This is a genomic window from Streptomyces sp. NPDC007863, assembly GCF_040633895.1.
In the GTDB taxonomy this organism is placed as follows: Bacteria; Actinomycetota; Actinomycetes; order Streptomycetales; family Streptomycetaceae; genus Streptomyces.
Genome location: NZ_JBEYEI010000006.1, coordinates 323,292 through 349,862 on the forward strand (window position 1 = coordinate 323,292; position 26,571 = coordinate 349,862).

23 protein-coding genes and 1 tRNA gene are annotated in these 26,571 nt (G+C 73.1%); 6 read left to right on the forward strand and 18 right to left on the reverse strand.

All coding sequences use genetic code 11. The features are described from left to right. Nucleotides 1–9: 9 nt before the first annotated feature. Entirely contained in the window at nt 10–1,512 is a 1,503-nt protein-coding gene (locus tag ABZ621_RS12560; protein ID WP_360603498.1) for a tetratricopeptide repeat protein, read from the forward strand. A gap of 51 nt (nt 1,513–1,563) precedes the next feature. On the opposite strand, the gene hppD is transcribed toward ABZ621_RS12560, so the two are convergent. After that, nucleotides 1,564–2,709 carry a 4-hydroxyphenylpyruvate dioxygenase gene (hppD, locus tag ABZ621_RS12565; RefSeq protein WP_360603500.1) on the reverse strand — a complete coding sequence of 382 codons (1,146 nt, stop codon included), beginning with the start codon at nt 2,707–2,709 and terminating at the stop codon, nt 1,564–1,566. Nucleotides 2,710–2,830: 121 nt separating this feature from the next. Between hppD and ABZ621_RS12570 the strand changes: the two genes are divergently transcribed. From ABZ621_RS12570 to ABZ621_RS12580, 3 genes are all read left to right on the forward strand, one after another. Continuing rightward, entirely contained in the window at nt 2,831–3,307 is a 477-nt protein-coding gene (locus tag ABZ621_RS12570; RefSeq protein ID WP_030753266.1) for an Lrp/AsnC family transcriptional regulator, read from the forward strand. Between the two features lie 66 nt (nt 3,308–3,373). Then, a complete protein-coding gene (locus tag ABZ621_RS12575; protein WP_360603502.1) occupies nt 3,374–3,973 on the forward strand; it encodes a helix-turn-helix domain-containing protein in 600 nt (199 codons plus the stop codon). A gap of 199 nt (nt 3,974–4,172) precedes the next feature. After that, a complete protein-coding gene (locus tag ABZ621_RS12580) occupies nt 4,173–5,498 on the forward strand; it encodes an MFS transporter (RefSeq protein ID WP_360603504.1) in 1,326 nt (441 codons plus the stop codon). Here ABZ621_RS12580 and ABZ621_RS12585 read toward each other — a convergent pair. Continuing rightward, entirely contained in the window at nt 5,431–6,213 is a 783-nt protein-coding gene (locus ABZ621_RS12585; RefSeq protein WP_360603575.1) for a S16 family serine protease, read from the reverse strand. The two genes, ABZ621_RS12580 and ABZ621_RS12585, sit on opposite strands and share 68 nt — an antisense overlap. A 166-nt stretch (nt 6,214–6,379) precedes the next feature. Here ABZ621_RS12585 and ABZ621_RS12590 point away from each other — a divergent pair, with 166 nt between their 5' ends. Beyond that, nucleotides 6,380–6,667 (forward strand): helix-turn-helix domain-containing protein, encoded by a 288-nt coding sequence (locus ABZ621_RS12590; RefSeq protein WP_360603506.1) that lies wholly within the window; start codon nt 6,380–6,382, stop codon nt 6,665–6,667. A gap of 82 nt (nt 6,668–6,749) precedes the next feature. Here ABZ621_RS12590 and ABZ621_RS12595 read toward each other — a convergent pair whose 3' ends face one another. From ABZ621_RS12595 to ABZ621_RS12635, 9 genes are all read right to left on the reverse strand, one after another. Beyond that, nucleotides 6,750–7,391 (reverse strand): helix-turn-helix domain-containing protein, encoded by a 642-nt coding sequence (locus ABZ621_RS12595; RefSeq protein ID WP_030753286.1) that lies wholly within the window; start codon nt 7,389–7,391, stop codon nt 6,750–6,752. Nucleotides 7,392–7,811: 420 nt separating this feature from the next. Beyond that, nucleotides 7,812–9,608, reverse strand: a complete 1,797-nt coding sequence (locus ABZ621_RS12600; RefSeq protein ID WP_360603508.1) for a DEAD/DEAH box helicase — start codon at nt 9,606–9,608, stop codon at nt 7,812–7,814. Nucleotides 9,609–9,830: 222 nt separating this feature from the next. Beyond that, nucleotides 9,831–10,220, reverse strand: a complete 390-nt coding sequence (locus tag ABZ621_RS12605; RefSeq protein WP_360603510.1) for a type II toxin-antitoxin system death-on-curing family toxin — start codon at nt 10,218–10,220, stop codon at nt 9,831–9,833. Continuing rightward, nucleotides 10,217–10,417 carry a ribbon-helix-helix protein, CopG family gene (locus ABZ621_RS12610; protein WP_030221768.1) on the reverse strand — a complete coding sequence of 67 codons (201 nt, stop codon included), beginning with the start codon at nt 10,415–10,417 and terminating at the stop codon, nt 10,217–10,219. The genes ABZ621_RS12605 and ABZ621_RS12610 overlap by 4 nt, the downstream gene beginning before the upstream one ends. A gap of 45 nt (nt 10,418–10,462) precedes the next feature. Continuing rightward, entirely contained in the window at nt 10,463–11,917 is a 1,455-nt protein-coding gene (locus tag ABZ621_RS12615) for an MFS transporter (protein WP_360603512.1), read from the reverse strand. An 81-nt stretch (nt 11,918–11,998) separates the two neighbouring features. Then, nucleotides 11,999–12,652, reverse strand: coding sequence for a hypothetical protein (locus tag ABZ621_RS12620; protein WP_360603514.1), 654 nt, complete (start codon nt 12,650–12,652; stop codon nt 11,999–12,001). A 10-nt stretch (nt 12,653–12,662) separates the two neighbouring features. Continuing rightward, nucleotides 12,663–13,331, reverse strand: coding sequence for a hypothetical protein (locus ABZ621_RS12625; RefSeq protein WP_360603516.1), 669 nt, complete (start codon nt 13,329–13,331; stop codon nt 12,663–12,665). A gap of 4 nt (nt 13,332–13,335) precedes the next feature. Next, on the reverse strand, nt 13,336–15,702 hold the full coding sequence (locus ABZ621_RS12630; RefSeq protein WP_360603518.1) for a hypothetical protein: 2,367 nt from the start codon (nt 15,700–15,702) through the stop codon (nt 13,336–13,338). A gap of 14 nt (nt 15,703–15,716) precedes the next feature. Further along, complete coding sequence (locus ABZ621_RS12635) at nt 15,717–16,130, reverse strand: hypothetical protein (protein ID WP_360603520.1); 414 nt, start codon at nt 16,128–16,130, stop codon at nt 15,717–15,719. A gap of 308 nt (nt 16,131–16,438) precedes the next feature. Here ABZ621_RS12635 and ABZ621_RS12640 point away from each other — a divergent pair. Continuing rightward, nucleotides 16,439–16,513, forward strand: a tRNA-Cys gene (locus tag ABZ621_RS12640). 100 nt (nt 16,514–16,613) lie between these two features. Here ABZ621_RS12640 and ABZ621_RS12645 read toward each other — a convergent pair. The 7 genes from ABZ621_RS12645 to ABZ621_RS12675 all read right to left on the reverse strand — a co-directional run bounded on the left by ABZ621_RS12645 (nt 16,614) and on the right by ABZ621_RS12675 (nt 26,310). Beyond that, on the reverse strand, nt 16,614–18,938 hold the full coding sequence (locus tag ABZ621_RS12645; protein WP_360603522.1) for a xanthine dehydrogenase family protein molybdopterin-binding subunit: 2,325 nt from the start codon (nt 18,936–18,938) through the stop codon (nt 16,614–16,616). Continuing rightward, nucleotides 18,935–20,332, reverse strand: coding sequence for a (2Fe-2S)-binding protein (locus tag ABZ621_RS12650; protein WP_360603523.1), 1,398 nt, complete (start codon nt 20,330–20,332; stop codon nt 18,935–18,937). Before ABZ621_RS12650 ends, ABZ621_RS12645 begins: the two co-directional genes overlap by 4 nt. Then, nucleotides 20,329–21,204 carry an FAD binding domain-containing protein gene (locus tag ABZ621_RS12655; protein ID WP_359523675.1) on the reverse strand — a complete coding sequence of 292 codons (876 nt, stop codon included), beginning with the start codon at nt 21,202–21,204 and terminating at the stop codon, nt 20,329–20,331. The genes ABZ621_RS12650 and ABZ621_RS12655 overlap by 4 nt, the downstream gene beginning before the upstream one ends. Nucleotides 21,205–21,499: 295 nt before the next feature. Beyond that, nucleotides 21,500–23,194, reverse strand: a complete 1,695-nt coding sequence (locus tag ABZ621_RS12660; RefSeq protein WP_360603525.1) for a beta-N-acetylhexosaminidase — start codon at nt 23,192–23,194, stop codon at nt 21,500–21,502. Nucleotides 23,195–23,198: 4 nt separating this feature from the next. After that, complete coding sequence (locus ABZ621_RS12665) at nt 23,199–24,047, reverse strand: carbohydrate ABC transporter permease (protein WP_360603527.1); 849 nt, start codon at nt 24,045–24,047, stop codon at nt 23,199–23,201. Then, entirely contained in the window at nt 24,044–25,000 is a 957-nt protein-coding gene (locus ABZ621_RS12670; RefSeq protein ID WP_360603529.1) for a sugar ABC transporter permease, read from the reverse strand. The genes ABZ621_RS12665 and ABZ621_RS12670 overlap by 4 nt, the downstream gene beginning before the upstream one ends. Further along, nucleotides 24,997–26,310, reverse strand: coding sequence for an extracellular solute-binding protein (locus tag ABZ621_RS12675; protein ID WP_360603531.1), 1,314 nt, complete (start codon nt 26,308–26,310; stop codon nt 24,997–24,999). The genes ABZ621_RS12670 and ABZ621_RS12675 overlap by 4 nt, the downstream gene beginning before the upstream one ends. Between the last annotated feature and the right edge of the window lie 261 nt (nt 26,311–26,571).

The window sequence follows — 26,571 nt, forward strand, 5'->3', positions numbered from 1 at the left end:
GTGAGGCGCATGAGCGCGATGAAGAGCCAGAACGTGTCGCGGGCGGTGCTCGCCTCCGGGGTGGCGGCGGTGCTCGCGGCGACGGCGCTGCTGTACCTGCCGGAGCTGCTCGGCGGGGACGGGCCGCCGCGGCCGCCGGGGCCCGCCGAGCGGGCGGCGGGCGCGGCGCACGCGGGCGCGCCGGCGGCGCTGCCGGACCTGGTGGCGCTGATCGGCGACCGGGAGGAGTGGCTGGCGGAGCACCCGGACGACGCCGCGTCGTGGGCGGTGCTCGGCGCGGCCTACACGGAGCGGGGTGCCCGGCTCGGGGACGTACGGGACCTGCCGAGGGCCGAGCGGGCGCTGAACCGTTCGCTCGCGGAGCTGCCGGCCGGGCGGGGGAACGTGGACGCGCAGCTGGGGCTCGCGGCGCTGGCGGGGGCGCGGGGCGACTGGAAGGGCGCCAAGGAGTGGGGCGAGCGGGCCGGGAAGGCGGCGCCGAAGCGGTGGAACACGTATCCGCTCCTCATCGACGCGTACAACGGCCTCGGCGACTACCCGGCGGCCCGCAGGGCGATGGAGCGCCTGGAGGAGCTGCACGGCGGGGCGGTGGTGCGGGGCCGGGCGGCGCAGGTCTACCGGGACCGGGGCTGGCGGGAGGACGCCGACGCCACGGCGCTGGACGCCGCGGCGCTGGCGGCGACGGACCCGGAGAAGGCGGAGGCGTACGCGCGCCTCGGGCGCTTCTCGTGGGAGCGGGGCGAGCCGGCCGAGGCCCTGGAGCGGTACGGGACGGCGCTGCGGTTCGTACCGGACCACGGGCCGGCGCTCGCGGGCCGGGCGCGGGCGCTCGCGGCGCTCGGCCGGACCGACGAGGCGCAGCGGGACTGGCGGGCGGCGCTGGCCCGTCAGCCGCTGCCCGAGTACGTCCTGGAGTCCGGGGAGCTGGCGGAGTCGCTGGGCCTGGACGGGGACGCGCAGGCGGCGTACCGGCGGCTGCGGGAGGGGAGCTGGGCCGCCGCGGACGTCGTCCTGGGGCTGCTCGACGCCGACCACGGCGATCCGGGCGCGGCGGTGGCCCGGCTGAAGGGCGCCTGGGCGAAGGGCCACCGGTCGGTGGCGGTGGCGGACGCGCTGGGCTGGGCGCTGCACCGGGCGGGCGAGCCGGAGGAGGCGCTGCCGTACGCCCGCAGGGCCACGGACGAGGGGCTGCGGAGCGCCTCGTTCATGTACCACCTGGGCGAGATCGAGCGGGCGCTCGGGCGGACGGGCCAGGCGCGGCGGCACCTGGAGGAGGCGCTGCGGATCCACCCGGCGTTCTCGCCGCTGCACGCGCCGCGGGCCCGGGCGGCGTCGGCGGAGCTGGGCGAGCCGGACCCGGAGGCGGTGCCGGAGGACGCGCTGCCGGCGAAGGACGCGCGGCGGGCGGGGGACGCGCCTCGGGCGAAGGCGGCGAAGGCTGCGAAGGACGCTCCGGACGCTCCGGGCGAGAAGGACTCCCCGGAGGGGTCACCGAAGTCTTCGGGGAGTTGACCGCGCGTCCGGGACGGGCCCCGTGCCCCGTCCCGGACGCGCCGGCCGGCCTTACAGGTTGCCGCGCTTGTCCTGCTCGCGCTCGATGGCCTCGAAGAGGGCCTTGAAGTTGCCCTTGCCGAAGCCCATGGAGCCGTGGCGCTCGATCATCTCGAAGAAGACGGTCGGGCGGTCCTGGACCGGCTTGGTGAAGATCTGGAGCAGGTAGCCGTCCTCGTCGCGGTCGGCGAGGATCTTCAGCTCGCGCAGCTCGTCGATCGGCACGCGGGTGTCGCCGACCCACTCGCCGAGGGTGTCGTAGTAGGCGTCCGGGACGGACAGGAACTCGACGCCGGCGGCGCGCATCGCGCGCACGGTGGCGACGATGTCGTTGGTGGCGAGGGCGATGTGCTGGACGCCGGGGCCGTTGTAGAACTCGAGGTACTCGTCGATCTGCGACTTCTTCTTCGCGATCGCCGGCTCGTTGATCGGGAACTTCACCTTCTTGGTGCCGTCCGCGACCACCTTCGACATGAGGGCGGAGTACTCGGTGGCGATGTCGTCGCCCACGAACTCCTTCATGTTGGTGAAGCCCATGACGTCGTTGTAGAACGTCACCCACTCGTTCATCTTGCCGAGCTCGACGTTGCCGACGCAGTGGTCGATCGCCTGGAAGGTGCGCTTGGCCGGCGGCTCGACCATCGGGGCGGCGGCGGTGTACCCGGGGAGGTACGGGCCCGTGTAGTCCGAGCGCTCGACGAGGGTGTGGCGGGTCTGGCCGTAGGTGGCGATGGCGGCGAGGACGACGGTGCCGTGCTCGTCCTTGAGCTCGTACGGCTCCACCAGGCCGGTGGCGCCCTGCGCGACGGCGTGGGCGTACGCGGCACGGGCGTCGGGGACCTCGATGGCCAGGTCGATCACGCCGTCGCCGTGCTCGGCGACGTGCGTGTCGAGGAAGCGGCCCCAGTCGCTGCTCGCCTTGATGACGGAGGTGAACACGAAACGGGCGGCGCCGTTGGTGAGGACGTAACTGGCGGTCTCCCGGCTGCCGTTCTCCGGTCCGGAGTAGGCGACCAGCTTCATGCCGAAGGCGGTGGAGTAGTAGTGCGCGGCCTGCTTGGCGTTGCCCACGGCGAAGACGACCGCGTCCATGCCCTTCACCGGGAAGGGGTCGGCCTCGCGCGCGGTGGAAGGGGTGTGGTCAAGGGTCTCAGTCATGGGCTCAGCGTCCCGCCGACCCGCAAGGTGCGCAATAGTTCGCTGTCGGAGTGGGCAATCTGTACAGCAACCAGGGAGTATGGCCGGGCGACTTGTACATCGTGACCACTCGGAGGGTGTCGTGGCGATCGATCATTTGGACGGCCGGCTGATCGTGCTCCTGGCGCGCGAGCCGCGCATCGGGGTCCTGGAGGCGTCGAGGCGGCTCGGGGTGGCCCGCGGCACCGTCCAGGCACGTCTGGACCGGCTCCAGGCGAGCGGGGTGATCCGCGGGTTCGGGCCGCAGGTGGACCCGGCGGCGCTCGGCTACCCGGTGACGGCCTTCGCGACCCTGGAGATCAAGCAGGGCCAGGGCGCGGACGTGCGGGAGCACCTGGCGACAGTGCCGGAGGTCCTCGAACTGCACACCACGACGGGCCACGGGGACATGCTGTGCCGGCTGGTGGCGCGGTCGAACGCGGACCTCCAGCGGGTGATCGACAAGGTGGTCGCCTTCGAGGGGATCGTGCGGGCGTCGACGGCGATCGTGATGGAGAACGCGGTGCCGCTGCGGATCATCCCGCTGGTGGAGCAGGCGGCGGACGGGGAGCCGGAGTAGCCCCTGAGGGAGGGTAGTTGCAAAGAAATCCTTGCAACGGTTTCTTTGCAACCCTACGCTCAGGGCATGCCCGAGCCCGAGAAGGCCGCGAAGGCCCCGCAGAAGCACGTCACCCGGGCCCTCGACCCGCGCTCCCTGCGCGGCCTCGCCCACCCCCTGCGCATGCAGCTCCTCCGCTCCCTGCGGCACCACGGCCCCGCCACCGCGTCCCGGCTCGCCGAACGCCTCGGCGAGTCCAGCGGCGCCACCAGCTACCACCTGCGCCAGCTCGCCGCCCACGGCTTCGTCGAGGACGACCCGAGCCTCGGGAAGGGGCGGGAGCGGTGGTGGAGGGCCGCGCAGCAGGGCATCAGCTGGGACGAGTCCCTCGACCGGACCGACGACCCCGAGGTGCGGGGCGCCGCCGACCTCCTCCTCCACGAGGTCGCGACCAACCACACCCGGGAACTGTCCGCCTGGATCGCCACCCGCCACGAGTGGCCCGAATGGGCCGGCGCGACCGACATGAGCGACTTCACGCTGCGGCTCCCGCCCGCCGCCGCGCGCGAGCTCGGACAGCGGCTGCACGCGCTGATCGAGGAGTACCGGGACTCGCCCGCGGCGGAGGCGCCGGACGCCGGGCGCGTACGACTCCACCTGCACGCGTTTCCGCAGCGGGAGGGGTGAGCGGGCGGGGTGCACGGGCGGGGTGAGCAGGCGGGGCGCGGACAGGGTGCGGGCCCCGCGCGGGGCTTCTCCCCCGCCCCGCCCCTTCCCGTGACCGGGGGTTCCGCCCCCCTCCCCCCGGGACCCCCGGACCCCCGCGCCTCGAACGCCGGCGGGGCCGGACCTCCCCCACGCCCACCACGGAAGGGACCGCGAGACGATGCACGCCGACGACGTCCTTCATCCGACGCAGCGGAAGAGCGGACGACCGCTGTTCACCGCCCTCACCGCCAACACGATCTCGATCGCGGGGAATTCGCTCACCCTCATCGGCGTGCCGTGGTTCGCCCTGGAGACCACCGGCAGCCCCGGCAAGGCCGGGTTCGTCGCGTTCTGCGCGGCGCTTCCGGTGGTCCTCTCCGCGATCGCCGGCGGGCCGCTCGTGGACCGGATCGGGCGGCGGCGGGTCAGCGTCGCGTCCGACCTGGTCTGCGCGCTCGCGATCGCCGCGATCCCGCTGCTGCACCACACCGGGCACCTCGCCTACTGGATGCTCTGCGCGCTGATGGCCGTCAACGGCCTCTTCCACGCCCCCGGCGAGACCGCCCGCTACGTCCTGGTGCCGCATCTCGCGGAGCGGGCCGGGACCCCGCTGGCCCGGGCCGCGAGCCTGTACGACGCGGTGTCGCGCGGGGCCGGGATGACCGGCGCGGCGCTCGCCGGCGTGCTGGTGGCGACGGTCGGCGCCGACACCGTGCTGCTCTTCGACGCGGCGACCTTCGGCGTCTCCGCGCTGCTCGTGGCGTTCGGGCTGCGCGGCGTACCGGCGGCCGAGCCGCAGCGCGACGGGCCGCCGCTCTCCTCGGAGCGCTACCGGGCGGACCTGCGCGAGGGGTACGCGTACCTCCTCGGCGACCGGATGATGCTCGGCATCATGCTCCTGGTGATGGTCACCAACGGACTCTCCCTGAGCTGGAGTTCGGTACTCCTTCCGCTGCACGCCCGGGAGCACCTGGGCGGGCCCGCGGCCCAGGGTCTGCTGTTCGCGGTCTCCGCCGGGTGCGCGCTCGCCTCGGCGCTGCTGTACGGGGCCGTGGGGCACCGCTTCCCGCGCCGGAAGGTCTTCACGACCGGCTTCCTCCTGACCGGCGCCCCGGTGTACGTGGTGGCGGCGACGACGGAGACGGTCGCGCCGCTGCTCGTGACGGCGGTGGCGGCCGGGCTGGGGGCCGGGGTGCTCAACCCGGTCCTGGCGACCGTGATGTACGAGCGGGTGCCGGAGGAGCTGCGGAGCCGGGTCGCCGGGGCCTCCACGGCCGGGGTGCTCATGGCGACGCCGCTGGGCGGCCTGGTGACGGGCCTGGTGGTCGAGCGGGCGGGGCTGACGCCGACCCTGCTGGGGGCGGCCGCGCTCTACTTCCTGGTGACGCTCTCCCCGGCGGTCTTCCCCGCCTGGCGCGGCATGGACCAGGTCTCCGTCAGCAGCTCGGAACCTTCGACTCCTGGCCCTGCCCCAGCGCCCGAAGCGAGTCCACCGCGTCGGTGAGCGCGGTCACGGGCACGAGCCGCATGCCGTCCGGGAGTTCGGCCCGGGCGTCCGAGCACTCGTCCTTCGGGACCAGGAAGACGGTGGCGCCGTCGCGGGACGCGGCCTGGGTCTTGAGGGAGACGCCGCCGACCGCCCCGACCTTCCCGTCCGGCGCGATCGTGCCCGTACCGGCGACGACCTTGCCGCCGGTGAGCTCGCCGCCGTCGCCGTCGCCGTCGAGCTTGTCGACGACGCCGAGGGCGAAGAGCAGGCCGGCGCTGGGCCCGCCGACGTCGGCGAGGTGCAGCTCCACTTTCACCTTCGCCGGGTCGAGGTCCAGGTAGTCCAGGGCGGCCATGGCGGCCGCGTCCTGGGACTCCTTCATCTGCCCGAGGTTCCGCTTCTCGATCTCCGCGTCGGACTTCCCCGGCGGGTAGACGGAGTCGTGCGGCAGCACCGCGCGGTCGGTGCGGAACCAGGCGTCGGCGACGTCCCCGAGGTCGACGTCCGTGCCGGGCCCGGTGGCGAGGATCGTCGTCATCCGCAGCTGCCCGCTGGTCGGCCGGACCGGGGCGCCGGTGATCGTGATGATCTCCCGCCCCTGGTCCCTGCCGAGGACGTCGGCGGTGGTCCCGGGCTGGGCGATGGCGAACGGCAGCGGCGCGAGCCCCGCCACGGCGACCAGCGCGACGACGGGCACGGCGCACGCCGCGAGCACACGGGACCGGGGCATACGGGAGAGACGCGAGAGCACGCGTCCAATCTACTGGGCCGGACTCAGCGGCGGACGCGGCCCGCCTCCCGGCCGAAGAAGCCGCGCAGCTCGCGACGGACGGCCGCGAAGGACGCCACGCCGATGCCGGCGTGGGTGCGGTCGCTGCACGCGGCCGGGGCGGCCGGTGGTGCTCGCCTGTCCGGCGGGCGCGGGGCTGCCTCCCGTGGCGGAGGGCGCCGACGGGCCCGAGGAGCCGCTGGCGGGCGTCCTCGGGCCCACGAGGGCCGCGCTGCTGCGCGCCCTGCCCGCGCCGCGCACGACGACCGAACTGGCCAGGGCGCTGGGCGTGTCGGCGGCCACGGTCTCGGGGCACACGGCGGCCCTCCGCGCGGCCGGGCTGCTGGCCACGGCCCGCACGGGCCGGTCGGTCCACCACAGCCGCACGGCGGTGGCGGAGCTGCTGCTCCGGTAGGACCGTACGCACGCCGGAGGGGTACCCGTACGTCCTACGGGTACCCCTCCGGCACGCGACGGCACGCTACGGCGTGCGGGCGCTAGCGCAGCGCGTCCGCCACTTCCCGGGCCGCGTCGACGACACGGGGGCCGACGCGCTCCGGTACGGCGTCCGCGAGCATGACCACGCCGACGCTGCCCTCTACGCCGGTCACGCCGACGAGCGGCGCCGCGGCCCCGCTCGCGCCGGCCTCCAGTTCCCCGTGGGTGAGGGTGAAGCCGGGTTCGATGAGGGTGCCCTGGCGGGCGGCGAGGATGGCGCGGCCCGCGGCGCCCCGGTCCAGCGGGTGGCGGAAGCCGGCCCGGTAGGCCACGTGGTAGTCCGTCCAGGTGGGCTCGACGACGGCGACGGCGAGCGCCTCCGCCCCGTCGACGAGCGTCAGGTGCGCGGTCGCGCCGATGTCCTCGGCGAGCGAGCGCAGGGCGGGCAGGGCCGCCTCCCGCACCAGGGGGTGGACCTGGCGGCCGAGGCGCAGCACGCCGAGGCCGACGCGGGCCCGTCCGCCGAGGTCGCGGCGGACGAGGGCGTGCTGCTCCAGGGTGGCGAGCAGACGGTAGACCACGGTCCGGTTGACGCCGAGTTTGTTGGACAACTCGGTGACGGTCAGGCCGTGGTCGGTGTCGGCGAGCAGTTTGAGGACTCTGAGTCCCCTGTCGAGCGTCTGGGAGGTCTCCGCGGTCACGACGCCCTCTCCTTCGAAAGAGAAAGTGGCGGCGGGCTCCCACGGGGTTCGCGGCGCCGGTCCCGTCGGCGACGCACGTCAGAGGCCGCCGGCAGGAAGGGGATACACCGGCTGCGCTCCGCGGCGGCGCTGCCACGGGGCGGTTGCTTTGTGCCGGGACAGTAGCGACCCGCTCCGCTCAGCGGAAGACCTCGTCCAGAATCCGGGCGCGGGCGACCGGATGCGGACGGTTCAGGACTTTCGTCGGCCCTCCTCGGGACTTTGGCTGACAGATACGGCTATGTCGTGCCCGTAGCGTGGAGGGTGCCGGACGGCCGACCGTGGGGGCCGGCCCCGGTGCCGTACCGCTTCGCACGGAACGGCGGAGAGGCCCGTACGACCGCCGTCGTACGGGCCTCTCTCATGTCTCCCTCGGGGGACTCACCGCATCCGGGTGGCCCACTCCTGGACCTTCTTGATCCGCTCGCGGATCTGTCCGGCGGTGGCCTCCGCGCTCGGCGGGCCGCCGCAGACGCGCCGCAGCTCGGTGTGGATCACGCCGTGCGGCTTGCCGCTCTGGTGGACGTACGCGCCGACCATGGTGTTGAGCTGCTTGCGCAGTTCGAGCAGCTCCTTGTGGGAAACGACGGGCCGCCGCTCGGCCGGAAGCTCCAGGAGGTCCGCCTCGGTGTCGGGCTTCTTGCGGCTGTGCGCGATCTGCCGGGCCTGCCGCTTCTGGAGGAGGAGCTGCACCTGGTCGGGTTCGAGGAGGCCGGGGATGCCGAGGTAGTCCTGCTCCTCCTCGCTGCCGGGGTGGGCCTGCATGCCGAACTCGGCGGCGTTGTAGAGGACGCGGTCGAAGACGGCGTCGGACTCCAGCGCCTCGAAGGGCAGCATGTCCTGCTCGCCGGTGTCCTCGTCCTGCTGCTTCTCCGCCTCCGCCAGTTCCTTCTCGGACTCGGCGTACGGGTCCTCGTCCTCCCCCGCCTTCTTCGGCTTGTCGAGGACGTGGTCACGCTCGACCTCCATCTCGCTGGCGAAGCCGAGGAGGCTGGGGATCGTGGGAAGGAACACGGAGGCGGTCTCGCCGCGCCTGCGGGATCGCACGAAACGGCCGACGGCCTGCGCGAAGAACAGCGGCGTCGAGATCGTCGTCGCGTACACGCCGACGGCGAGGCGGGGCACGTCGACGCCCTCGGACACCATGCGGACGGCGACCATCCAGCGGTCGGTGGACTCGCTGAACTCGTCGATGCGGTCGGAGGCGGCCGCCTCGTCGGAGAGGACGATCGTCGCCTTGGTGCCGGTGATCTCGCGGATCAGCTTGGCGTAGGAGCGGGCCGAGTCCTGGTCGGAGGCGATGACGAGGCCCCCCGCGTCCGGGATGGACTTCCGGACCTCGGTGAGGCGCTGGTCGGCGGCGCGCAGCACGTTCGGCATCCAGTCGCCGCGCGGGTCGAGCGCGGTGCGCCAGGCCTGCGAGACCGCGTCCTTGGTCATCGGCTCGCCGAGCCGGGCGGCGATCTCGTCGCCGGCCTTGGTGCGCCAGCGCATGTTGCCGCTGTAGGAGAGGAAGATGACCGGCCGGACGACGCCGTCGCCGAGCGCGTTCCCGTAGCCGTAGGTGTAGTCGGCGGAGGAGCGGCGGATGCCGTCGTTGCCCTCCTCGTACGTCACGAAGGGGATCGGGTTGGTGTCGGAACGGAAGGGGGTGCCGGTGAGGGCGAGCCGGCGGGCGGCCGGGTCGAAGGCCTCCAGGCACGCCTCGCCCCAGGACTTCGAGTCACCGGCGTGGTGGATCTCGTCGAGGATGACGAGGGTCTTGCGCTGCTCGCAGCGGTTGCGGTGGAGCATGGGCCGCACGCCGACGCCGGCGTACGTGATGGCGACGCCGTCGTACTCCTTGCTGAGCGGCCCGGCGCTGTACTCCGGGTCCAGCTTGATCCCTATCCGCGCCGCTGCCGCCGCCCACTGCTTCTTCAGGTGCTCGGTGGGGGCGACGACGGTGATCTGCTGCACGACGTGGTGGTGCAGCAGCCAGGACGCGAGGGTCAGGGCGAAGGTGGTCTTGCCGGCGCCGGGCGTGGCGACGGCGAGGAAGTCACGGGGCTGTTCCTGGATGTACTTCTCCATCGCGCCCTGCTGCCAGGCTCGCAGCTTGTTGGCGGTGCCCCAGGGGGCACGGCCGGGGAAGGCGGGAGAGAGGTGATGAGAGGAGGTGGCGGTGGTGGTAGTCACGATCTCCGGTCACGGTTCGACGCTCGTCCAGACGCTCGTCCAGATATGACAACCGGGCCACCTTACCGGCGGGGCGGACGGAACCTCGATCGAACACGGGACGGCCGACGCTCTGACCTCGGGGCGTGCGGCGAGTCTCACATCCGCGGCGCGGGAAGTGCCCCCCGGCCGCGCGCCGGGGCCCCCTCCGCCGCGCGGCCGGGGGGGCGGGACGGACCGCTCTCAGACCTCGGGGGCGAGCAGCGCACGCAGCTCTTGGGCGATCGCCCCCACCTCGTCGGTGCGGCCCGTCGCCACCTCGATGACGAGCCGCTCCGCCGCGTCGATGTCCGGCCGGAGCTGGACGCCGTTCATCGCCAGGAACGTCACGCAGGACAGCCAGGCGGTGCGCTTGTTGCCGTCGAAGAGCGGGTGGTTGATCACGAGGGACTGGAGGAGGGCCGCGGCCTTGCCGAGCAGGTCCGGGTACGCCTCCTCACCGAACATCGCGGCCGACGGCCGGTGGACGGCCGATTCGAGCAGCCCCGCGTCCCGAACGACGATGGCCTGGTCATCGACCGCGTATCCGGCGATGACCAGGACATCCTCGGCAGAGAGGTAGACGCAGGTCACTTGAGCCGCTCCATCAGCTCGTGCCACTTGGCGGCCTGCTCCATGGCCGTCTTCCGCACGATTGCCTGCTGGGCGGTACGCGCCAGGTAGTCGTCGACCGCCTGGAGGAGTATGGCGTGCATGCTGGTGCCCTCCTGCTCCGCGCGGAGCTTGAGCGCTTCGGTCTGGTCGTCACGGAGACGCAGGTTCATGGCCATACCAGAACGGTACCATTCGATGGGGTCAGAGTGGTACCACTCGGGTCATCGACCCTCCCCCCGCAGCCGCGTCGCCACCCACGCGCCCACCGCCGCGACGCCCGCCATCGGCAGGAAGACGGCGGCGAAGGCACCGGGATGGGAGGCCTGGCCCGCGGCCGAGGCGGCGGCGTGCCCGACCGCCCCGCCGCCGAGCGCGGCGAAGGCCGCGCCGCCGCCGGCGAGCAGCAGCACGTTCGACAGGCCGTCGGAGATCTGGAGCGCGGCGGAGTTCGCGCCCGCCTCCTCCGGCGGCGACAGCTTCATCAGCAGCACGCTCGTCGAGGCGATCACCACGCCCATGCCGAGGCAGCCGAAGCCCCAGGCGATCGCGACCACCCACACCGGCACGCCCGGCAGCAGCACGCTCGGCGCGGCGGCGATCGCGAGGGCGACGAGCAGCATCCCGAGCACGACGAGACGCTCCCGGTACGGCTCCGTCCACGGCCGCGTCTGGATCCAGGATCCAAGCGCCCAGGTCAGGCCACCGAGGGCCAGCGAAAGGCCGGCGAGCGTGGGACTGACCCCGCGCTGCGTGACGAGCATCAGCGGCACGAAGGACTCCGCCGCGATGAACGATCCGGCGGCCACGCCCCGCAGCAGCACCACGGCCGGCAGCCCGCGCGCCGCCCGCACCGTGCCGCGCGGCAGCAGCCCCCGCACGGCCGGCACCAGCAGCGCCACACCCACGGCGGCGGGCAGCAGCGACAGCCAGCGCAGCTCCTGCCCCGCGTACTGGAGCAGCCCGGCGCCCGCCGATATCGCGAACGCCAGCAGGACCCGGCGCCGGTCCCAGGGCGCGCGCGGCGCCGACGGGTCGGCGGGCCCGGACGCGGTCCGCCGGATCGCCGGCAGCGCGAGCGCCAGCGGCAGCACGACGAGGACGGGGATCCCGACGAAGACCCACCGCCACCCCAGGTGCTCGGTGATCGTCCCGGAGGCCAGCGGCCCGACCACCGACGGCACGACCCAGCTCGCGGAGAAGGCCGCCATGATCGCGGGCCGCAGGTGCTCCTCGTACGCCCGGCTGACCACCACGTACAACGCGACGATCACCAGCCCGCCGCCCAGCCCCTGCACGGCCCGCCCGAGGATGAACACCCACATGGCGGTCGCCGTCCCCGACAGCAGCAGCCCCGCCGCGAAGGCCCCGATCCCCACCGTCACCGGCACCAGCGGCCCGTTCCGGTCGGACCACTGCCCGGCGACGACCATCCCGAAGAGACTGGTCGTGAAGTACGCGGAGAACGCGAACGCGTACACGGATATGCCGTCCAGCTCCCGCGCCGCCACCGGCATCGCCGTCCCGACGGCCGTCGCCTCGAACGCGATGAGCAGCACGACGGAGACGATGCCGACACTGAGCGCCCGATGGGCGGAGTCCATGACGGAGCCCCGGGGGGCCTCGGGTGAGGAAGGGGCGACGGCGGTCCCGGCATCCCGGGGTTCGAGGGCACTCATGGCCCCAGGGTAAGGGCCGTCACCCCCACTGACCCCTGTCGCGCGTCGGATCCCGAATTCGTCCTTTGGCCCTACGCCCCCCTACTCGGGCCGAGGCTTGAAGACCGGCTTCGCGTCCAGCCCGGCGTCGTTCTCACACCCGAGCTTCCTCACCATGGCGAGCGTGACGGAGTGGAGGATCGTGAGGTTGGCTTCGCGGATGGGGACGGTGTCGGGGAGCTTGGACCGGTTGAAGGTGAGCGTGCCCCGGATGCGGGCGGGGCGCTTGTCGGAACCCTCGAGACGGGGGGTGACACACGTGAGGAAGAGGTACGCCTTCTTCGGCCCTGAGTGCGCTTCCACCCCCATGGCGTACGGGTGGAGTCCTCGGGGGCGGACGTCGCCGAGGAGATCGTCGTGCCCATAGAAGCCGAATCGGATGTTGACCGTGTCCGTGCCCGAGCCCACAGGAGGGGTCGCACGGCACAGGAAGCGATAGGGGGTCTGCGACAGAGGCTTCCTGTAGTCCTGGACCAATGCGTTCGTGACACGCTCCAGTCCGCCTCTCGGGTCATGCGAGAACTTCTCCGTCTCCAGCACCGTCTCAAGCGCACGGGCCGCCTCCGGCGTCAGCGTGGCATCGCATTGCTCCTCGGCCGTGACGCGCTCCTGCTCCGGCTGCTGTTCCCCGCCACAGGCGGTGGCGAGGAGGCACACGGTCAGCCCGAAGACAGTCGTCTTCAGCGCCCACCTCATGAGGCCCTCCTTACTCGGGCCGAGGCTTGAAGACCGGCTTCGCGTCCAGCCCGGCGTCGTTCTCACACCCGAGCTTCCTCACCATGGCGAGCGTGACGGAGTGGAGGATCGTGAGGTTGGCTTCGCGGATGGGGACGGTGTCGGGGAGTTCGGATTCGTTGAAGACGAGCGTTCCCCGGATCCGGGCGGGACGCTTGTCGGAGCCCTTGAGCCGAGGGCTGACGCATCTGACGAAGAGGTACGCCTTTCTCGGGCCGGACTGCGCCTCCACTCCCATGTCGTAGGGATGGAGCCCTCGGGGATGCACGTCCTCGAAGAGGTCGTCGTCCACATAGAGGCCGAAGCGGAGGTCGACCCTCTCGATGCCGGTAGGCGGGTTCACCCGGCACATGGGTGGGTTCAGCGTCAGCCCCCACGACGTCTCGTAATCCCTGACCAGCTCCTTCGCGCCCCGCTCCAGACCGCCCCGGGGATCGTGGTCGAAGCGCTTCGTCCTCAGCACCGTCTCCAAAGCTCGCGCCGCGTCCGGCGACAGCGTGTCGTCGCATTGCTGCCCGGCCGTGACGCGCTCGGGCTCCGGCTCCTCCGCCGCGCCACACGCGGTGGCGAGGAGACACACGGCCACCCCCGACCCGACACCCTTCAGCACCCGCCGTACGGCCACTGTCGACAGACCCACACGATCACCCCGTCTCCGGTCCGTTGCCGAACTGTCCGGTGTACCGAACACCCACCCCGTAGCCGTCTTCCGCGGCTTTGAGGAGGTCCCTCCTCAGTTGGTCGCTCACCTGGTCCCCGCGCACGTCGATGAAGTGCTTGGCCGGAGACTCCGCGCTGTGAATGCCTGCCAGATAGACAGCGGCCTTGGCCTCGTCGACCGAGTCCTCCACGTCGTTCTTGTGCTTCTCGACGGACTTCTCGGACCAGTCTCCGACCACTACTCCCGCCAGGGTCTCCATCGCACCGGCGCCCGTGTCGACCGCGAGCGGGACCAGGATCGCAGCCGCCCCGGCGGCCGCGGCGGTGGCCGGCACGAAGGCGACACCCGCCGCGATGGCGGCGGTCGCCCCGAACTGCACCCACGCGCCGCGCTCTTCCTGCGCCTTCTCGTAGTCCTCCTGGAGCTTCGCCCCCTCGGCCTCGATCTGCGCCGCGCGAGACTGGTCCAACAGCCCTTGAACCTTGGCCCCGACGTCTACCGCGTCGCAGGCAGCCACGCCGTTGATCGACCCGCCGGAGCCGACCTGCGCCTCCAGCATGCTCGCCGTGTAGAGGCGATCCGCCGTGGTCATCGAGGCGTACGCCTCGGGATACTGACCCAGGAGACTCAGGAACTTCGCGGAGCCCTCCCTGCCGAATTCCGGATGGCGGGCCGCGATGTCGGCGGCCTCCCTCAGTGACCGGCCCTCGACATGCGGCGCGTTGGCGGAACGTGGATCGTTGTCTGTCAGTGCCCAGCTCAAGTCGTCGATGTATCCGGCGCCCATATTGCCCAAGCTGTCTGCCAAAGCGGACTGATGCTTCTTGACGAACTCGGCGCCATCGCCGTACTTCTCCACGACATCCCTCATGATCCGTGCCGTGGTCTCGTCCCTGTGGAGCTCAGGACGTGGATCGTCCCAAGCATGGCCGAGAGTCGCCGCCTCAAGCGCGTGGCCCAGCGCGTCCGGCATGTACGCCTTGGCCTTCGAGGGGTCGTCCCCGGTGATGTGGTCCGAGAAGGACGCGTACTTCTCGCTGGCGAAGTAGTCGAGGTACTTCCCGACGTCCTCTCCGGCCTTGTCCTTCCCCAGGCCCAGCGTCCCGCCCACGCTCCCGTCCCTCTCGTACGCCGTCGGCCTGGCCGAGAAGAACTCCTTCGCCGCCTCCGGGCTGTGGCCCAGTGCCTCCAGCATCGGGATGACCGGGTCGAAGCCGTAGCCGTTCGTCCCGGACGGGTTGTACGTGTCCCGGACACCGGGGCGCATCAGCGTGCGGTCGGGCCTGAAGAGGTCGGGTTCCCTGGCGTGGAGCTGGGTGACGTGTTCGGCGATCGGGACGAGGAACTTCGGGTGGTAGTCGCCGTAGCGGAGGATGCCGCCGAGCAACTGGTAGCCGTAGGGGCCCGTGCCGTCGGGGCGGGAGGGGAGCGGGACCCGCTCGGTGCCGAGTTTCCGCAGCTCGGCGGACCACTCCTTGGCCCAGCCGTCGTCGCCGCGCGTGGCGTTCGCGAGGTTGAGGCCGAGGTTCTTCTGGAGGGCCTGGACGTCCGCCAGGCGCTCCTTGTCCTTCTCCTCCGAGCCCTGCCCGCCCGTGTCGGCCGCGAGTTCACCGAAGAACTCCAGCGCGCCCTTCGTGCCGAGCCGGTCGTAGAAGGTGCGGGAGAACCATCCCACTTCCCGGTTGTCGGCGAGCAGCTCGTTGAGCTGTTCCAGCTCCGCGTGCGTGAGCTTCCGGCCCTTCTCGGCCAGTGCGACGGCCCGGTCGACCTCCTCGGCGTCGAGGCTCGCGTACTTCGGGGCGCTGAAGTCGTGTGCGTCGCCGGTGATGTTGGCGCGCAGCGCGTTGGCACAGGCGACGTCGGCCTCGTCGCAGCGTTCGAGGACGGCGTCGATGCGCGCCTTCAACGCCTTGATCCGAGCCTGTTCCTTGCGGTGGACGAGATCGAAGTCCGGGTCACGGCGGACGGCGACGTCCTCCCCGACCGGGTCGCGGGCCACGACGGTGCCGTCGGTCCTCACCAGGAGCCCCTGGGCCGGCGCGTCCGTCTCGACGAGTTTCGTCAGCTCGTCCTTGGCCTTCTTGAAGGTCTGGTACCCGTCCTCCAGGACCTTGTGGATCCCCTCCGCCGCCTTCGCCGCGTCCGTGAACTCCTTGGCCGTCTTGTCGATGAACGGCTTGGTCACCTCGGCGTTCAGCCCCCGCCAGTCCTCCGCCCTGGTCTGGTCGGCCATCGTGCGGCGGGCATCCTCGGCGAGCTCGTCCAGCTTGCGCTTCGTCTCGGACCAGCGGTCCGCCGCGTCCTTCATCCGCCCGAGCGGCACCCGGTACACGCCGTCGAAGGTCAGCACGCTTCCTCCGCCCCCTACTTGAAGTATTCGCTGATCTTGGACACGGAGAGGGAGGTGCCGATCTCCACGTCGTCCTTCGCGTGGGAGGCCACGCTGTAGTCGAGGTGGTTGGAGATGTGCGCGACCGCGTGCAGCAGGGTGCGGAGCTGGAAACCCCAGGTCTCCTGGACGGTGGTCAGGGCGGCTCCCGTACGGAACCCGTGGGCCGAGAGCGCGGTGGCCGCCTCGTAGCCGTCCATCCGCGCGTGGTTCCCGTCCTTCGCGAGCCGGCCGTGCAGCTCGTAGGCGGCGTGGCCGATCGCGCCGAGGTGGTCCTGCTTCACGGAGAGGCCGACGCCGGGGCTCCAGCGCCCCGGGTCGGCCGGAGCATGGTTCAGCCGCATCGCGGCGGCACCCTTCGCCGCGGCCCACTCGTCCTCGAACGACACGTCGTCCCCCCGTCCGCCAGTGAGGCTCCGGAGTTTACGCACGCACACGGGCATGCACAGACGTGCGGATCGAAATCCGGCCGGTGCCGTAAATCCGGCCCCCCATGCCCCATCAGGGCTTTCCCCAGACCTGCCGGAACGTTTACTCCTGCTATCGGCCACCCTCCCCCGTGCCGAGTTCATCAGGTCCGTCCCCCGCTCTGTGAACGGCGTGTGGCGGCGCCATTGCAGTCCCGTGGCGCGGCGCCGATCCCCCTTGAGCCCCTCCCCCGGGGCGCCTAACGTCGTTGTTGTCGCCACACCTACACGACCGTGTGCCCGAGTGGTTCAGGGGCTCGTCTGCAAAGCGAGTGACGTCGGTTCGAATCCGACCACGGTCTCCAAAAGAACGAGTCCCACACCCGCGCTCGCGGGTGTGGGACTTCGGCGTGTCGCGCCGGCCGGCGTGGGCGGTCGCCCACGCCGGGACGCGTCCCGTCCTAGCTACGGCGCCGCCACCGCCGCCTGGGGGCGGATCGGCAGGCGGTTGACCGGGCGGCCGGTGGCGGCGCGGACGGCGGCGGCGACCGCGGCCGGGGAGGTGACGACGGGGACGGCGCTGGCCGCCTTCGCGCCGAAGGGGGCGACGACGTCGCGCTCCTCCACCAGCTTGACGATCCGGATGTCGGGGGCGTCCAGGGAGGTCGGCAGGGCGTAGCCGGTGAGGTCGGGGTGGCGGACCAGACCGCGGGCGGTGCGGAGGTTCTCGGTGAGGGCCGCGCCGACGCCCTGGGTGACGCCGGCCTCGATGCGGGTGGCGAGCTGGGCCGGGTTGAGGATCCGGCCGACGTCCTGGGCGACGGCCATCTCCACGACGCGGACGGCGCCGAGTTCGATGTCGACGTCCACGACGGCGCGGATCGCGCAGAACGCGAGGCCGACGAAGGCGTCGCCCTGGCCGGACTCGTCGAGCGGCTCGGTGGGGTGCGGGCGGCACTGGGCGGTGGCCCACAGCTCCTTGCCGTTCATCTCCTCGGCGACGGTGGTCGAGAGGACGCCGTCGTACGAGGTGATCTTGCCGTCGCTGATCTGGAGCAGCTCGGTCGACATGCCGAACTTGTGGGCCAGCGGCTGGAGGAGCTGGGTGCGGACCATCTTGGCGGCGCGTTCGACGGCGCCGCCGGAGACCCAGGTGTGCCGGCCGTGGGTGGCGGCGCCGGCCGGGGGCTGGTCGGTGTCGACGGGGGCGACGTGGACCTCGTCGAGGCCCAGGGTCTCCTGGACGATCTGGCGGGCGAGGGTGGAGAAGCCCGAACCGGTGTCCACCGCCGAGCAGATGACCGTCGCGACGCCGTCGAGGACCCGGACGGTGGCCGTGGAGACCTCGTCGGTGCCCTCGGCGCCGAGCATGTGCACCATGCCGAGCGCGTAGCCCACGCCCCGCCGCACGGCGCCGGGTTCGCCCGCGCCCTCCGGGCCGCCGGGCAGCAGCCAGTCCTCCTCGGGGGTGTCCTTGGGGAGGGCGGGGAGGGGGAAGTCGCGTACGGCGGCGAGGAGTTCGGCCACCGGTGCCGGGCAGGTGACGGTCTGGCCGGTGGGCAGCAGGTCGCCGGTGGCCATGACGTTCCGCATGCGCAGTTCGGCCGGGTCGATGCCGATGCGGCCCGCGAGCTTGTCCATCTGCGCCTCGTACGCGGCGCACACCTGCATCGCGCCCTCGCCGCGGACGTGGCCGGACGGCGGGTTGTTGGTGCGGACGGCCCAGCCCTCGACGAAGGCGTGCGGGACGACGTACGGGCCGCAGGCGAAGGCGACGGCGGCGGCGAGCGACTCGGAGGAGGAGTCGGCGTACGCGCCGGCGTCGAGGAGGATCTGCGCCTCGACCTTCACCAGCCGGCCCTCGGCGTCGGCGTGGTGGCGGTAGCGCAGCAGGGTGGGGTGGCGGTGGGCGTGGCCGAGGAAGGACTCCTCGCGGGTGGCGGTGAGCTTCACGGGGCAGCCGGTGCGCAGCGCGAGCAGGCCGAGCGGGATCTGGAAGCCGGGGTCCTCGCGGTCGCCGGTGGCGCCGGGCACGCCGGTGACGACGACCTTGACCTGGTCGGGCGTGAGGCCGAAGCAGGCGGCGGCGAGGTCGCGGTCGGTGTGCGGGTCGGTGGAGGCGGTGTACAGCTCGACGCCGCCGTCGGGGCGCGGCACGGCGAGTCCGGCCTCGGCGCCGATGGGGGCGGGGTCCTGGCGGCCGACCCGGTAGAGGCCCTCGACGACGACCTCGCCGGTGGCCTCGGGGTCGCCGAAGGAGAGCGGGATGTGCCGGATCAGGTTGCCGTCGGGGTGGAGGGCCTCGGCGGCGAAGGCCTTCTCGGGGTCGGTGACGGGCTCCAGGAGCTCGTACTCGACGACGATGGCGGCGGTGGCGAGCCGGGCGGTGTCGGGGTGGTCGGCGGCGATCGCGGCGATCGCCTCGCCGTGGTGGCGGACCAGTCCGTCGGCGAAGACGGGGCGGTCGGCGACGCGCCGGCCGTAGGTGGCCGCGCCGGGCACGTCGGCGGCCGTCACCACGGCCCGTACGCCGGGCATGGCCTCGGCGGCGGAGGTGTCGACCGAGACGATCCGGGCGTGGGCGTGCGGGGAGCGCAGGATCGCGGCCCACAGCAGGCCCTCGGCCCACAGGTCGGAGGCGTACGGGAAGGTGCCCTCGGCCTTGGCCCGCGCGTCGGCCTGCGGGAGGGAGGCGCCGAGCCCCTGGCGCGGGGTCTCGGGCTCCGGCGCGGCCCCGGCGGCCTCCGCGAAGGGGAGGGTGGGGATGGCGGTCGTCGCGTCGCTGCTCACGCCGAGCCTCCGTCGTGCTGGTGCGGGATACGGGCGGAGGCGTCGTCCTCGCCCGCGGTGGCGTGCTCGGCGGCGGAGGCGGCGCGCTCGGCGACGACGTCCTCGACGGCCTGGAGCACGCCCTTGTAGCCGGAGCAGCGGCAGAGGTTGCCGGCGAGGGCCTGGCGGGCCTCCAGCGGGGTGGGGGCGTGGTTGCCTTCGAGCAGGTCGTGCACGGTCATGCACATGCCCGGGATGCAGAAGCCGCACTGGACGGTGCCGCAGCGGGAGAGCGCCCGCTGCACGTCGGACGGCTCGCCGTCGACCGCGAGCCCCTCGACGGTCCGCACCTCGGACCCGGCGGCGGTCGCGGCCGGCACCAGGCAGGAGGCGACGAGCCGCCCGTCCACCTGGACGTTGCACGCCCCGCACTCGCCCTGCGAGCAGCCGTCCTTGGCCCCGGCGAGGCCGAGCCGCTCGCGCAGCACGTAGAGCAGCGACTCGCCGATCCAGGAGTCGGTGACGGGCCGGTCGGCGCCGTTGACCCGCAGCACGTAGGAGGTGTGCGGGTGCTCGTCGCTGTCGACGGAGGTGTACGAGGGCACCGCCGCGGCCGCCTCCGCCACGGGCTCCTCGACCGCCTCGGGCGCGCGCTCGGGCTCGGGCTCCTCGATGAGTTCCGGCTCCGGCGCGTGCTCCGGCTCCGGCCCCGGCTCCTCGATGGGCTCGGGCTCGGGCTCAGGCACGGACTCGGATACGGGCTCCGCCACCGCGTCCGGCACCGCCCACGGCGCCGGGGCGCCGCCCGGCAGGGTCGGCGGGGCCTGCTCGTACGAGAGGGGCTCGGACACGGCCGGCTCGTGAACGGCCGGCTCGTGAACGGCGTGCTGGTGAACGGCCGGCCCGGACACGACCGGCCCGGACACCGCCGGCTCGGCGGGGAACTCCTGGAGCTCCTCCCCCCGGAACTCCTGAAGACCCTCCGCCGGGAACTCCTGCAGCCCCTCCGCCGGAACCTGCCACTGCCCCGTCGCGCCGAAGTGCCACTCCGCCGTCGCGTGCGGGTCGTGCTGCTCCACGTACGGCCGGGCCGCCGGCGCGCCCGCGCCGTCCTCGCCGTACCCGTGCGGCAGCGAATGCGGCGCGGGCCCGGGCTCCGGCGCGGACGCCGGCGCCGCGGACTCGGGCGCGAAGAACTCGACGCCCTCCGCGCGCGGCTGCAGCGGCAGGATCATCGGCGGCGTGTAGCCGTGGCCGGGGGCCTCCAGCGGGATCCCGTCCAGCATGAACTCCGGCGGCAGCTGCACGAAGGCGGTCGCGCCCTCGTCGTACCCCTCGCTCTGCGGGATCGGCTCCCAGCCGCCCGGCGCGGCGGGTGCCACGGTCTCGTTCGGCTCGTTGTTGCCGGTGTTCACGACAGGGCCCTCCCCAGTGCCCGGCGGGCGAGAGTGGCGACGGTGCGCCGCAGGTGCAGGACGGCGGGCGACAGCTGTTCCCCGCCCGGCGGATCGGGGACGCAGGCGGCGGCCACGTACTCGCCGAAGGCCGTCAGGGCCTCCGGGGCGAGTGCCCGGTCGTTGTCCCAGTCGACCAGGGAGGCGATCCAGCGCTCGGCCTCCAGCGGGCGCAGCGGCATCGGGGCGACCGCGCCGACGGCGCAGCGGACGCCGCGCCGGGCGGGGTCGAGGACGACGGCGACGGAGGCGGAGGCGCGGGCCGGGCCGGTGCGGCCGGTGGCCTTGAGGAAGACCTGCGGGGCGTGCAGCAGCGGCACCCGGACGAAGGCGACGAGCTCGCCGGGGGCGAGGAGGTCACGGCCGGCGAGGAGGTGGGAGACCGGGATCTCGCGGCTGCCGAGCGGGCCGACGACGACGAGGTCGGCCTCCAGGGCGGCGAGCACGGGCAGCGAATCGCCGGTGGGGGCGGCCGTGACGACGTTGCCGCCGAGGGTGCCGGCGTTGCGGATCTGGGGCGGTCCGGCCGCGCGGGAGGCGGCGGCGAGGGCCGGGATGAGGGCGGCGAAGTCGGGGCGGCCCATGCGTGCGTGGGTGAGGCCGGCGCCGAGGAGGGCGTGGCCGTCCTGGTACTGCCAGCCGCGGATCTCGTTGATGCGGCTGAGGCCGACGAGTCCGGCGGGGCGGAGCTGACCGCGGTTGACGGCGGCCATGAGGTCGGTGCCGCCGGCGACGGGGACGGCCGCCGGCATGGCGGTCAGCGCGGCCACGGCCTCGTCGAGCGAGGCGGGCAGCGTCACGGACTGCGCCGTCTGTGGTGCGTGCGTGGTCAACCCGCTGCCCCTTCCCGGTTGTCCCGGTCCGTCCCCGACTGTGCCCGGCCACCGCGCGTGCGAGCGGGCGCACGGCGCGCCTGTGTGTGGGCGTACCGTACGTGCTCACAGGCCGGACGTGGCAACTCTGGCACATCTTCCGAGCCGTCCGGAGCGAGGGGCCGCGCAGGACCCTTCGCCCGGGACACCCGGCGTGCCCGGGTTGTCCGCGGACACCCCGGACGCGCCGGACGCCCTGAGAGAGAAGGTAACTCCCGTTTCGCCGCTCCCGGGTGACCCCGGGAAGCGACCTGGCTCACACGATCGGGGGCGGCCCGTCCTTCGGGCGGCCGAGCAGGCCGGGGCGGCGCTGCCAGGGCGCGGGTCCGGTGGGCGGGCGGTAGGCGACGCCGAGGGCGTCGAGGCGCCGGTAGTGGGTCTCCATGCGGCGCAGGAAGCCGGCCGTGTCGCGCTCGTCGGGGGCGGGGAGCGCCGACCAGGCGACCTCGGCGAAGGCGGCGAGGCGGGGGAAGACCTGGTAGTCGACGCGGTCGCGGTTCTCCATGACCTCGGTCCACACGTTGGCCTGGGTGCCGAGGACGTGCCGGGCGGCGGCCTCGGAGAGGCCGGGCGGGACGGGCTCGAAGCGGTACGCGTCCTCCAGGGTGCGGACGAAGCCGATCGGCACGGGTTCGTCCGGGCCGCCGTCCTGCCGGTGGTCGAGGTAGACCTGCTGCTCGGGGCACATGACGACGTCGTGCCCGGCCTCGGCGGCGGCGATCCCGCCGCCGTACCCGCGCCAGGACGAAACGGCCGCGCCCTCCGCGAGGCCCCATCTCGTCACCTCGCCTCCGGTCGCTCGTACCCGCTCGGCTCGGTTCCCGCCTTCGAGGATCTCGTCCCAGCCGATGAGGCGGCGGCCGCGGGCGGCGAGCCAGCGGTCGAAGTGGCGGATGAACCAGGACTGGAGTCCGGCCTCGTCGCCCACGCCGAGCTCCGCGATCCGGGCCTGGGCGGCCGGGGACTCCTTCCACTGGTCCTTGGGGCACTCGTCGCCGCCGACGTGCACGAAGGTGCCCGGGAAGAGGTCCAGGACCTCCTCGAAGACGCCCTCGTAGAAGCGGAGCACCTCCTCGGTGGGGGCGAGGACGTTCGGGTTCACCCCCCAGGTGTCCCAGACGGTCAGGGCGGCGGTGTCGACGACGTCGGTGTTGCCGAGCCAGGGGTACGCGGCGATGGCGGCCTGCGAGTGGCCGGGGAGGTCGATCTCCGGGACGACGGTGATGTGCCGCTCGGCGGCGTAGGCGACGATCTCGCGGATGTCGTCGTGCGTGTAGAAGCCGCCGTGCGGGGTGTCGTCCCAGAGCGGCGAGGCGCGGTGGCCGCGCTTGGAGCGGGCCCGCCAGGCGCCCACCTCGGTGAGGCGCGGGTACCGCTCGATCTCGATGCGCCAGCCCTGGTCGTCGGTGAGGTGGAAGTGGAAGACGTTCAGCTTGTGCGCGGCCATCAGGTCGAGCAGCCGCAGCACGTCCTCCTTGGCGGTGAAGTGCCGGGCCACGTCGAGGAGGAGGCCGCGCCAGCCGAAGCGGGGGCGGTCGGCGACGGTCACGTGCGGCAGGTCCCAGTCCGCGCCGGGCCGGACGGGCGCCCGCCGGTACGCGTCGGGGCCGAGGAGCTGGCGCAGGGTCTGGGCGCCCCAGAAGAGCCCGGCGGGCCCGCCGCCGTCGAGGGTGACGGCGGCCTCCGGGTCCTCGGTGGAGAGCCGGTAGCCCTCGGGGCCGTACTCCTCCTCCGTCTCCGGGGAGAGCCGCAGCCGGATGGCGTGCGGGCCGGCGCCGTCGGCGAAGGGGAGGCCGGTGGCGGCGCCGAGGACGGACCGCAGCCAGCGGGCGGTGCCCTCGGTGCCGGGGCCGGCGTCCAGGGTGGTCCGCTCGTCGAGGGAGACGTGTCCGGGGGCGTCGCCCTCGTGCCGGGTCGTCAGGGGTGCCGGAATCAGGTCCGTGTCTGCCATCGCGTCAGTCCTTCACCGCTCCGCCCAGTCCGGAGACCAGGCGGCGCTGTACGAGTACGAAGAAGACGAGCACCGGGATCGTCATCACGGTCGACCCGGCCATGATTCCTCCCCAGTCGTTCTCGTCGGGCTTGAAGAAGACCAGCAGTGCCATCGGGAGGGTGGACTGCGAGGTGTCGCTGATGAGGAACGACTTGGCGAAGAGGAAGTCGTTCCAGGTCGAGATGAACGAGAAGACGCTGGTGGCCACGAGCCCCGGCAGGACCAGCGGGAAGAGGATCGTCCACAGGAAGCGGGCGTGGCTCGCGCCGTCGATCCTGGCCTGTTCCTCCAGCGCCTCCGGCACGGCCCGGACGAAGCCGCGCAGCATCGAGATCGCGAAGGGCAGCGAGAAGGCGAGGTGGGGCAGGACGAGCGAGCCGAGGGTGTTGAGGAGGCCGGCGTCGCGCATGAGGAAGAAGAGCGGGATGGTCAGCGCCTCGACCGGCACCATCTGCGCCACCAGGAACATGACCAGGATCGTGGTGCGGAAGCGGAAGCGGAAGCGGGTGACGGCGGTCGCCGCAAGGAAGGCGACGACGGCGGAGGCGAGGACGACGGCGGTGGCCACCAGCAGGCTGTTGAGGAAGTAGCGGCCGAAGTCCTGCTGCTCGAACACCCGCCGGAAGGAGTCGAGGGACGGGGAGAGGGTCCAGGGCCGGGGCTCGGCCGACTGGATCTCGCCGGCCGGCTTGAGCGCCGACAGCACCATCCAGTACAGGGGGAAGGCGACGACGACGGCGGTCAGGAGGGCCGTCGCCTCGGCGAGCAGCCGCCCGGGACGGCGCACGCCGGGTATGCGGAAGGCGGTCACAGCTCCTCCCCCTGACGGCGGAGGATCCGCAGGTACACCAGGGTGACCGCGAGCAGGATCAGCAGCATGACGACGCCGATGGCCGCGCCCAGGCTGTACTGGGAGGAGGCGAAGGCCTGCTGGTAGGCGTAGACGTTGAGGACGAGGTTCTGGCCGGCGATGCCGCCTCCGCCGGTCATGACGTAGATCTGGGTGAAGACCTTGAAGTCCCAGATGACGGACTGGATGGTGACGACGGCGAGGATCGGGCGGAGCAGTGGCGCGGTCACGGTGCGCCAGATCCGCCACGGGGAGGCGCCGTCGAGGGCCGCGGCCTCCAGGATCTCGGTGGGGACGGCCCGGATCCCGGCGTAGACGGTGACCATCACGAAGGGGAACGAGCACCAGACGACTTCGAGGAGGACGAGCGCGAAGGCGCTGTACCGCCCGTAGGTCCAGGAGAAGTCGCCGAGGCCGAGGAGTTTGTTGACGGGGCCGAAGTCGGCGTCGAAGAGGAAGACCCAGACGGTGGAGCCGGTGACGGCGGGGGTGGCCCAGGCGCCGAGCGCGGCGAGCATCAGGGCGAGCCGGGGCAGAGCCCGGACGCGGGTGAGGAGGACGGCGAGGGCGCAGCCGACGGCGAGGGTGCCGGCCACGCAGGCGGCGGCGAAGACGACGGTGGCGAGCAGGACCTGACGGAACTGCGGGTCGGCGAGGAGGGCCGTGTAGTTGCCGAGGCCCCGGAAGGAGGTGGGTTCGCCGCCGCTGACCTGGGCCTGGGTGTACTCCAGGAAGGAGATGAGGCCCAGCTGGTAGACGGGGTAGACGAGGAGGGCGCCGAGGACGGCGAGGGCGGGCAGCAGGTAGAGCCAGGGGGTCCAGGCGGTGGTGCCGGTGCGGGACGCGCGGGTGCGGGTCCCGCCGGTCTTGCCGGTACGGCTCCGGGGCGGGCGTTCGGTGAGGGTGGCCGTCATCCGGCTCGGCCCGCCTCGGCGAAGGCCGCGTCCATCTTCTTCGCCGCGTCGCGGGCGGCGGACCGCACGTCCTTCCGGCCGCTGGCGATCTCCTGGAGCATCGTGGGGACGACGAGCGAGGAGTCGATGCGGCCCCAGGCGGCGGTGGCGGGCACGAACCTGGTGCCGGCGGCGAGGGTGTCGATGAAGGGCTTCACGAAGGGCTTGCGCTGGGCGGCGGCGGCGCGGACGTCGGTGAAGGTGGGCAGGAAGCCCATGGCGTCGAAGAGCGCGGCCTGGCTCTCCTTGCCGGCGAGTTCCTTGGTCAGTTCGACGGCGAGGGTGCGGTGGGAGGTGGACGCGAGGACGCCGATGTTGTTGCCGCCGGCGAAGGCGGGGGCGATGGAGCCGGGGGTGGCACCGGGCAGCGGGACGACGGCGTACTTGCCCTTGACCTGTCCGGCCTCGACGGCGGCGTGGCTGAAGTCGCCGACGATGGCCATGCCGGCCTTGCCGGCTGCGAAGGCGGTGACGGTGGCGTTGCCGCCCATCTGGGCGCAGGTGGCGGCGGGGCAGTTGTCGTCGCCGAGGAGCGAGGTGTAGGCGGTGAGGCCGTTGACGGCGGCGTCGGAGTCGAGGGCGGCCTTGTAGGTGCCGGAGCCGTCCTCGGCGGCGAGGTCGCCGCCGGCGGCCCAGACGAAGGGGAGGGCGCCGTAGGTGTAGGCGCCGCCGACGGCGATGCCGTACAGCTCGGGCCTGGCCTCGCGGATCTTGCGGGCGGTGGCGGCGAGTTCGTCCTGGCTCTTGGGGGCGGCGAGGCCGAGTTCCCGGAAGACGTCGGTGCGGTAGTAGAGGGCGCGGACGCCGACGAAGAGCGGGGCGCCGTAGACCTTGCCGCCGACGGTGACGGACTCGCGGGCGGTGGGGTCGGCGTCCTTCGCCTGGTCCCAGGCGGTGAACTCGGCGGTGATGTCGGCGAGTCCGCCGTCCTTCACGTAGCCGGCGGTGTCGGTGTTGCCGTACTCGATGACGTCGGGGGCGGACTTCGGGTCGTTGAAGGCCGCCTTGACGCGCTGGGCGCGGGTCTCGACGGGGATGTACTCGACCTCGACGTCGACGCCGGGGTGTTTCCTCTCGAAGGCGGCGACGGCGGCGTCGACCACCTTCTCCTTGGGCCGGCCCGCGACCTCCTGGAAGAGCCAGACGCGCAGGGTGCCGGTCTTCTCGTCCCCGCCGGCGGCGGGGGCGGAGGTCTGGGGCGCGCAGGCGGCGAGGACGAGGGCGGCGAGCGGCAGGGCGACGGGGGCGGTGATCCGGGCAGGAAGCTTCATGGCGGTTCCCCTCCGAGCGTGCGTTGCAACATACGCAACGGGCGTTTCGTGCTGCACAACAACAGCGGTGAGGTTAGGCGCGCCCGGCGATCACGACAAGAGGTCTCGACCACTTCGCGCCCGCCGCGGGACCCCGGGAACGCGGAACGGCCCCCGTCGTGCGCGCCGCGGGGGGGGCGGGGGCGCGCGGGGCCCGCCCGGCCGGCCCCCCGGGGGCGCTACACCGGGCGGCCCGGCGGCGCGGCGCGTGGGGGCGGCTGG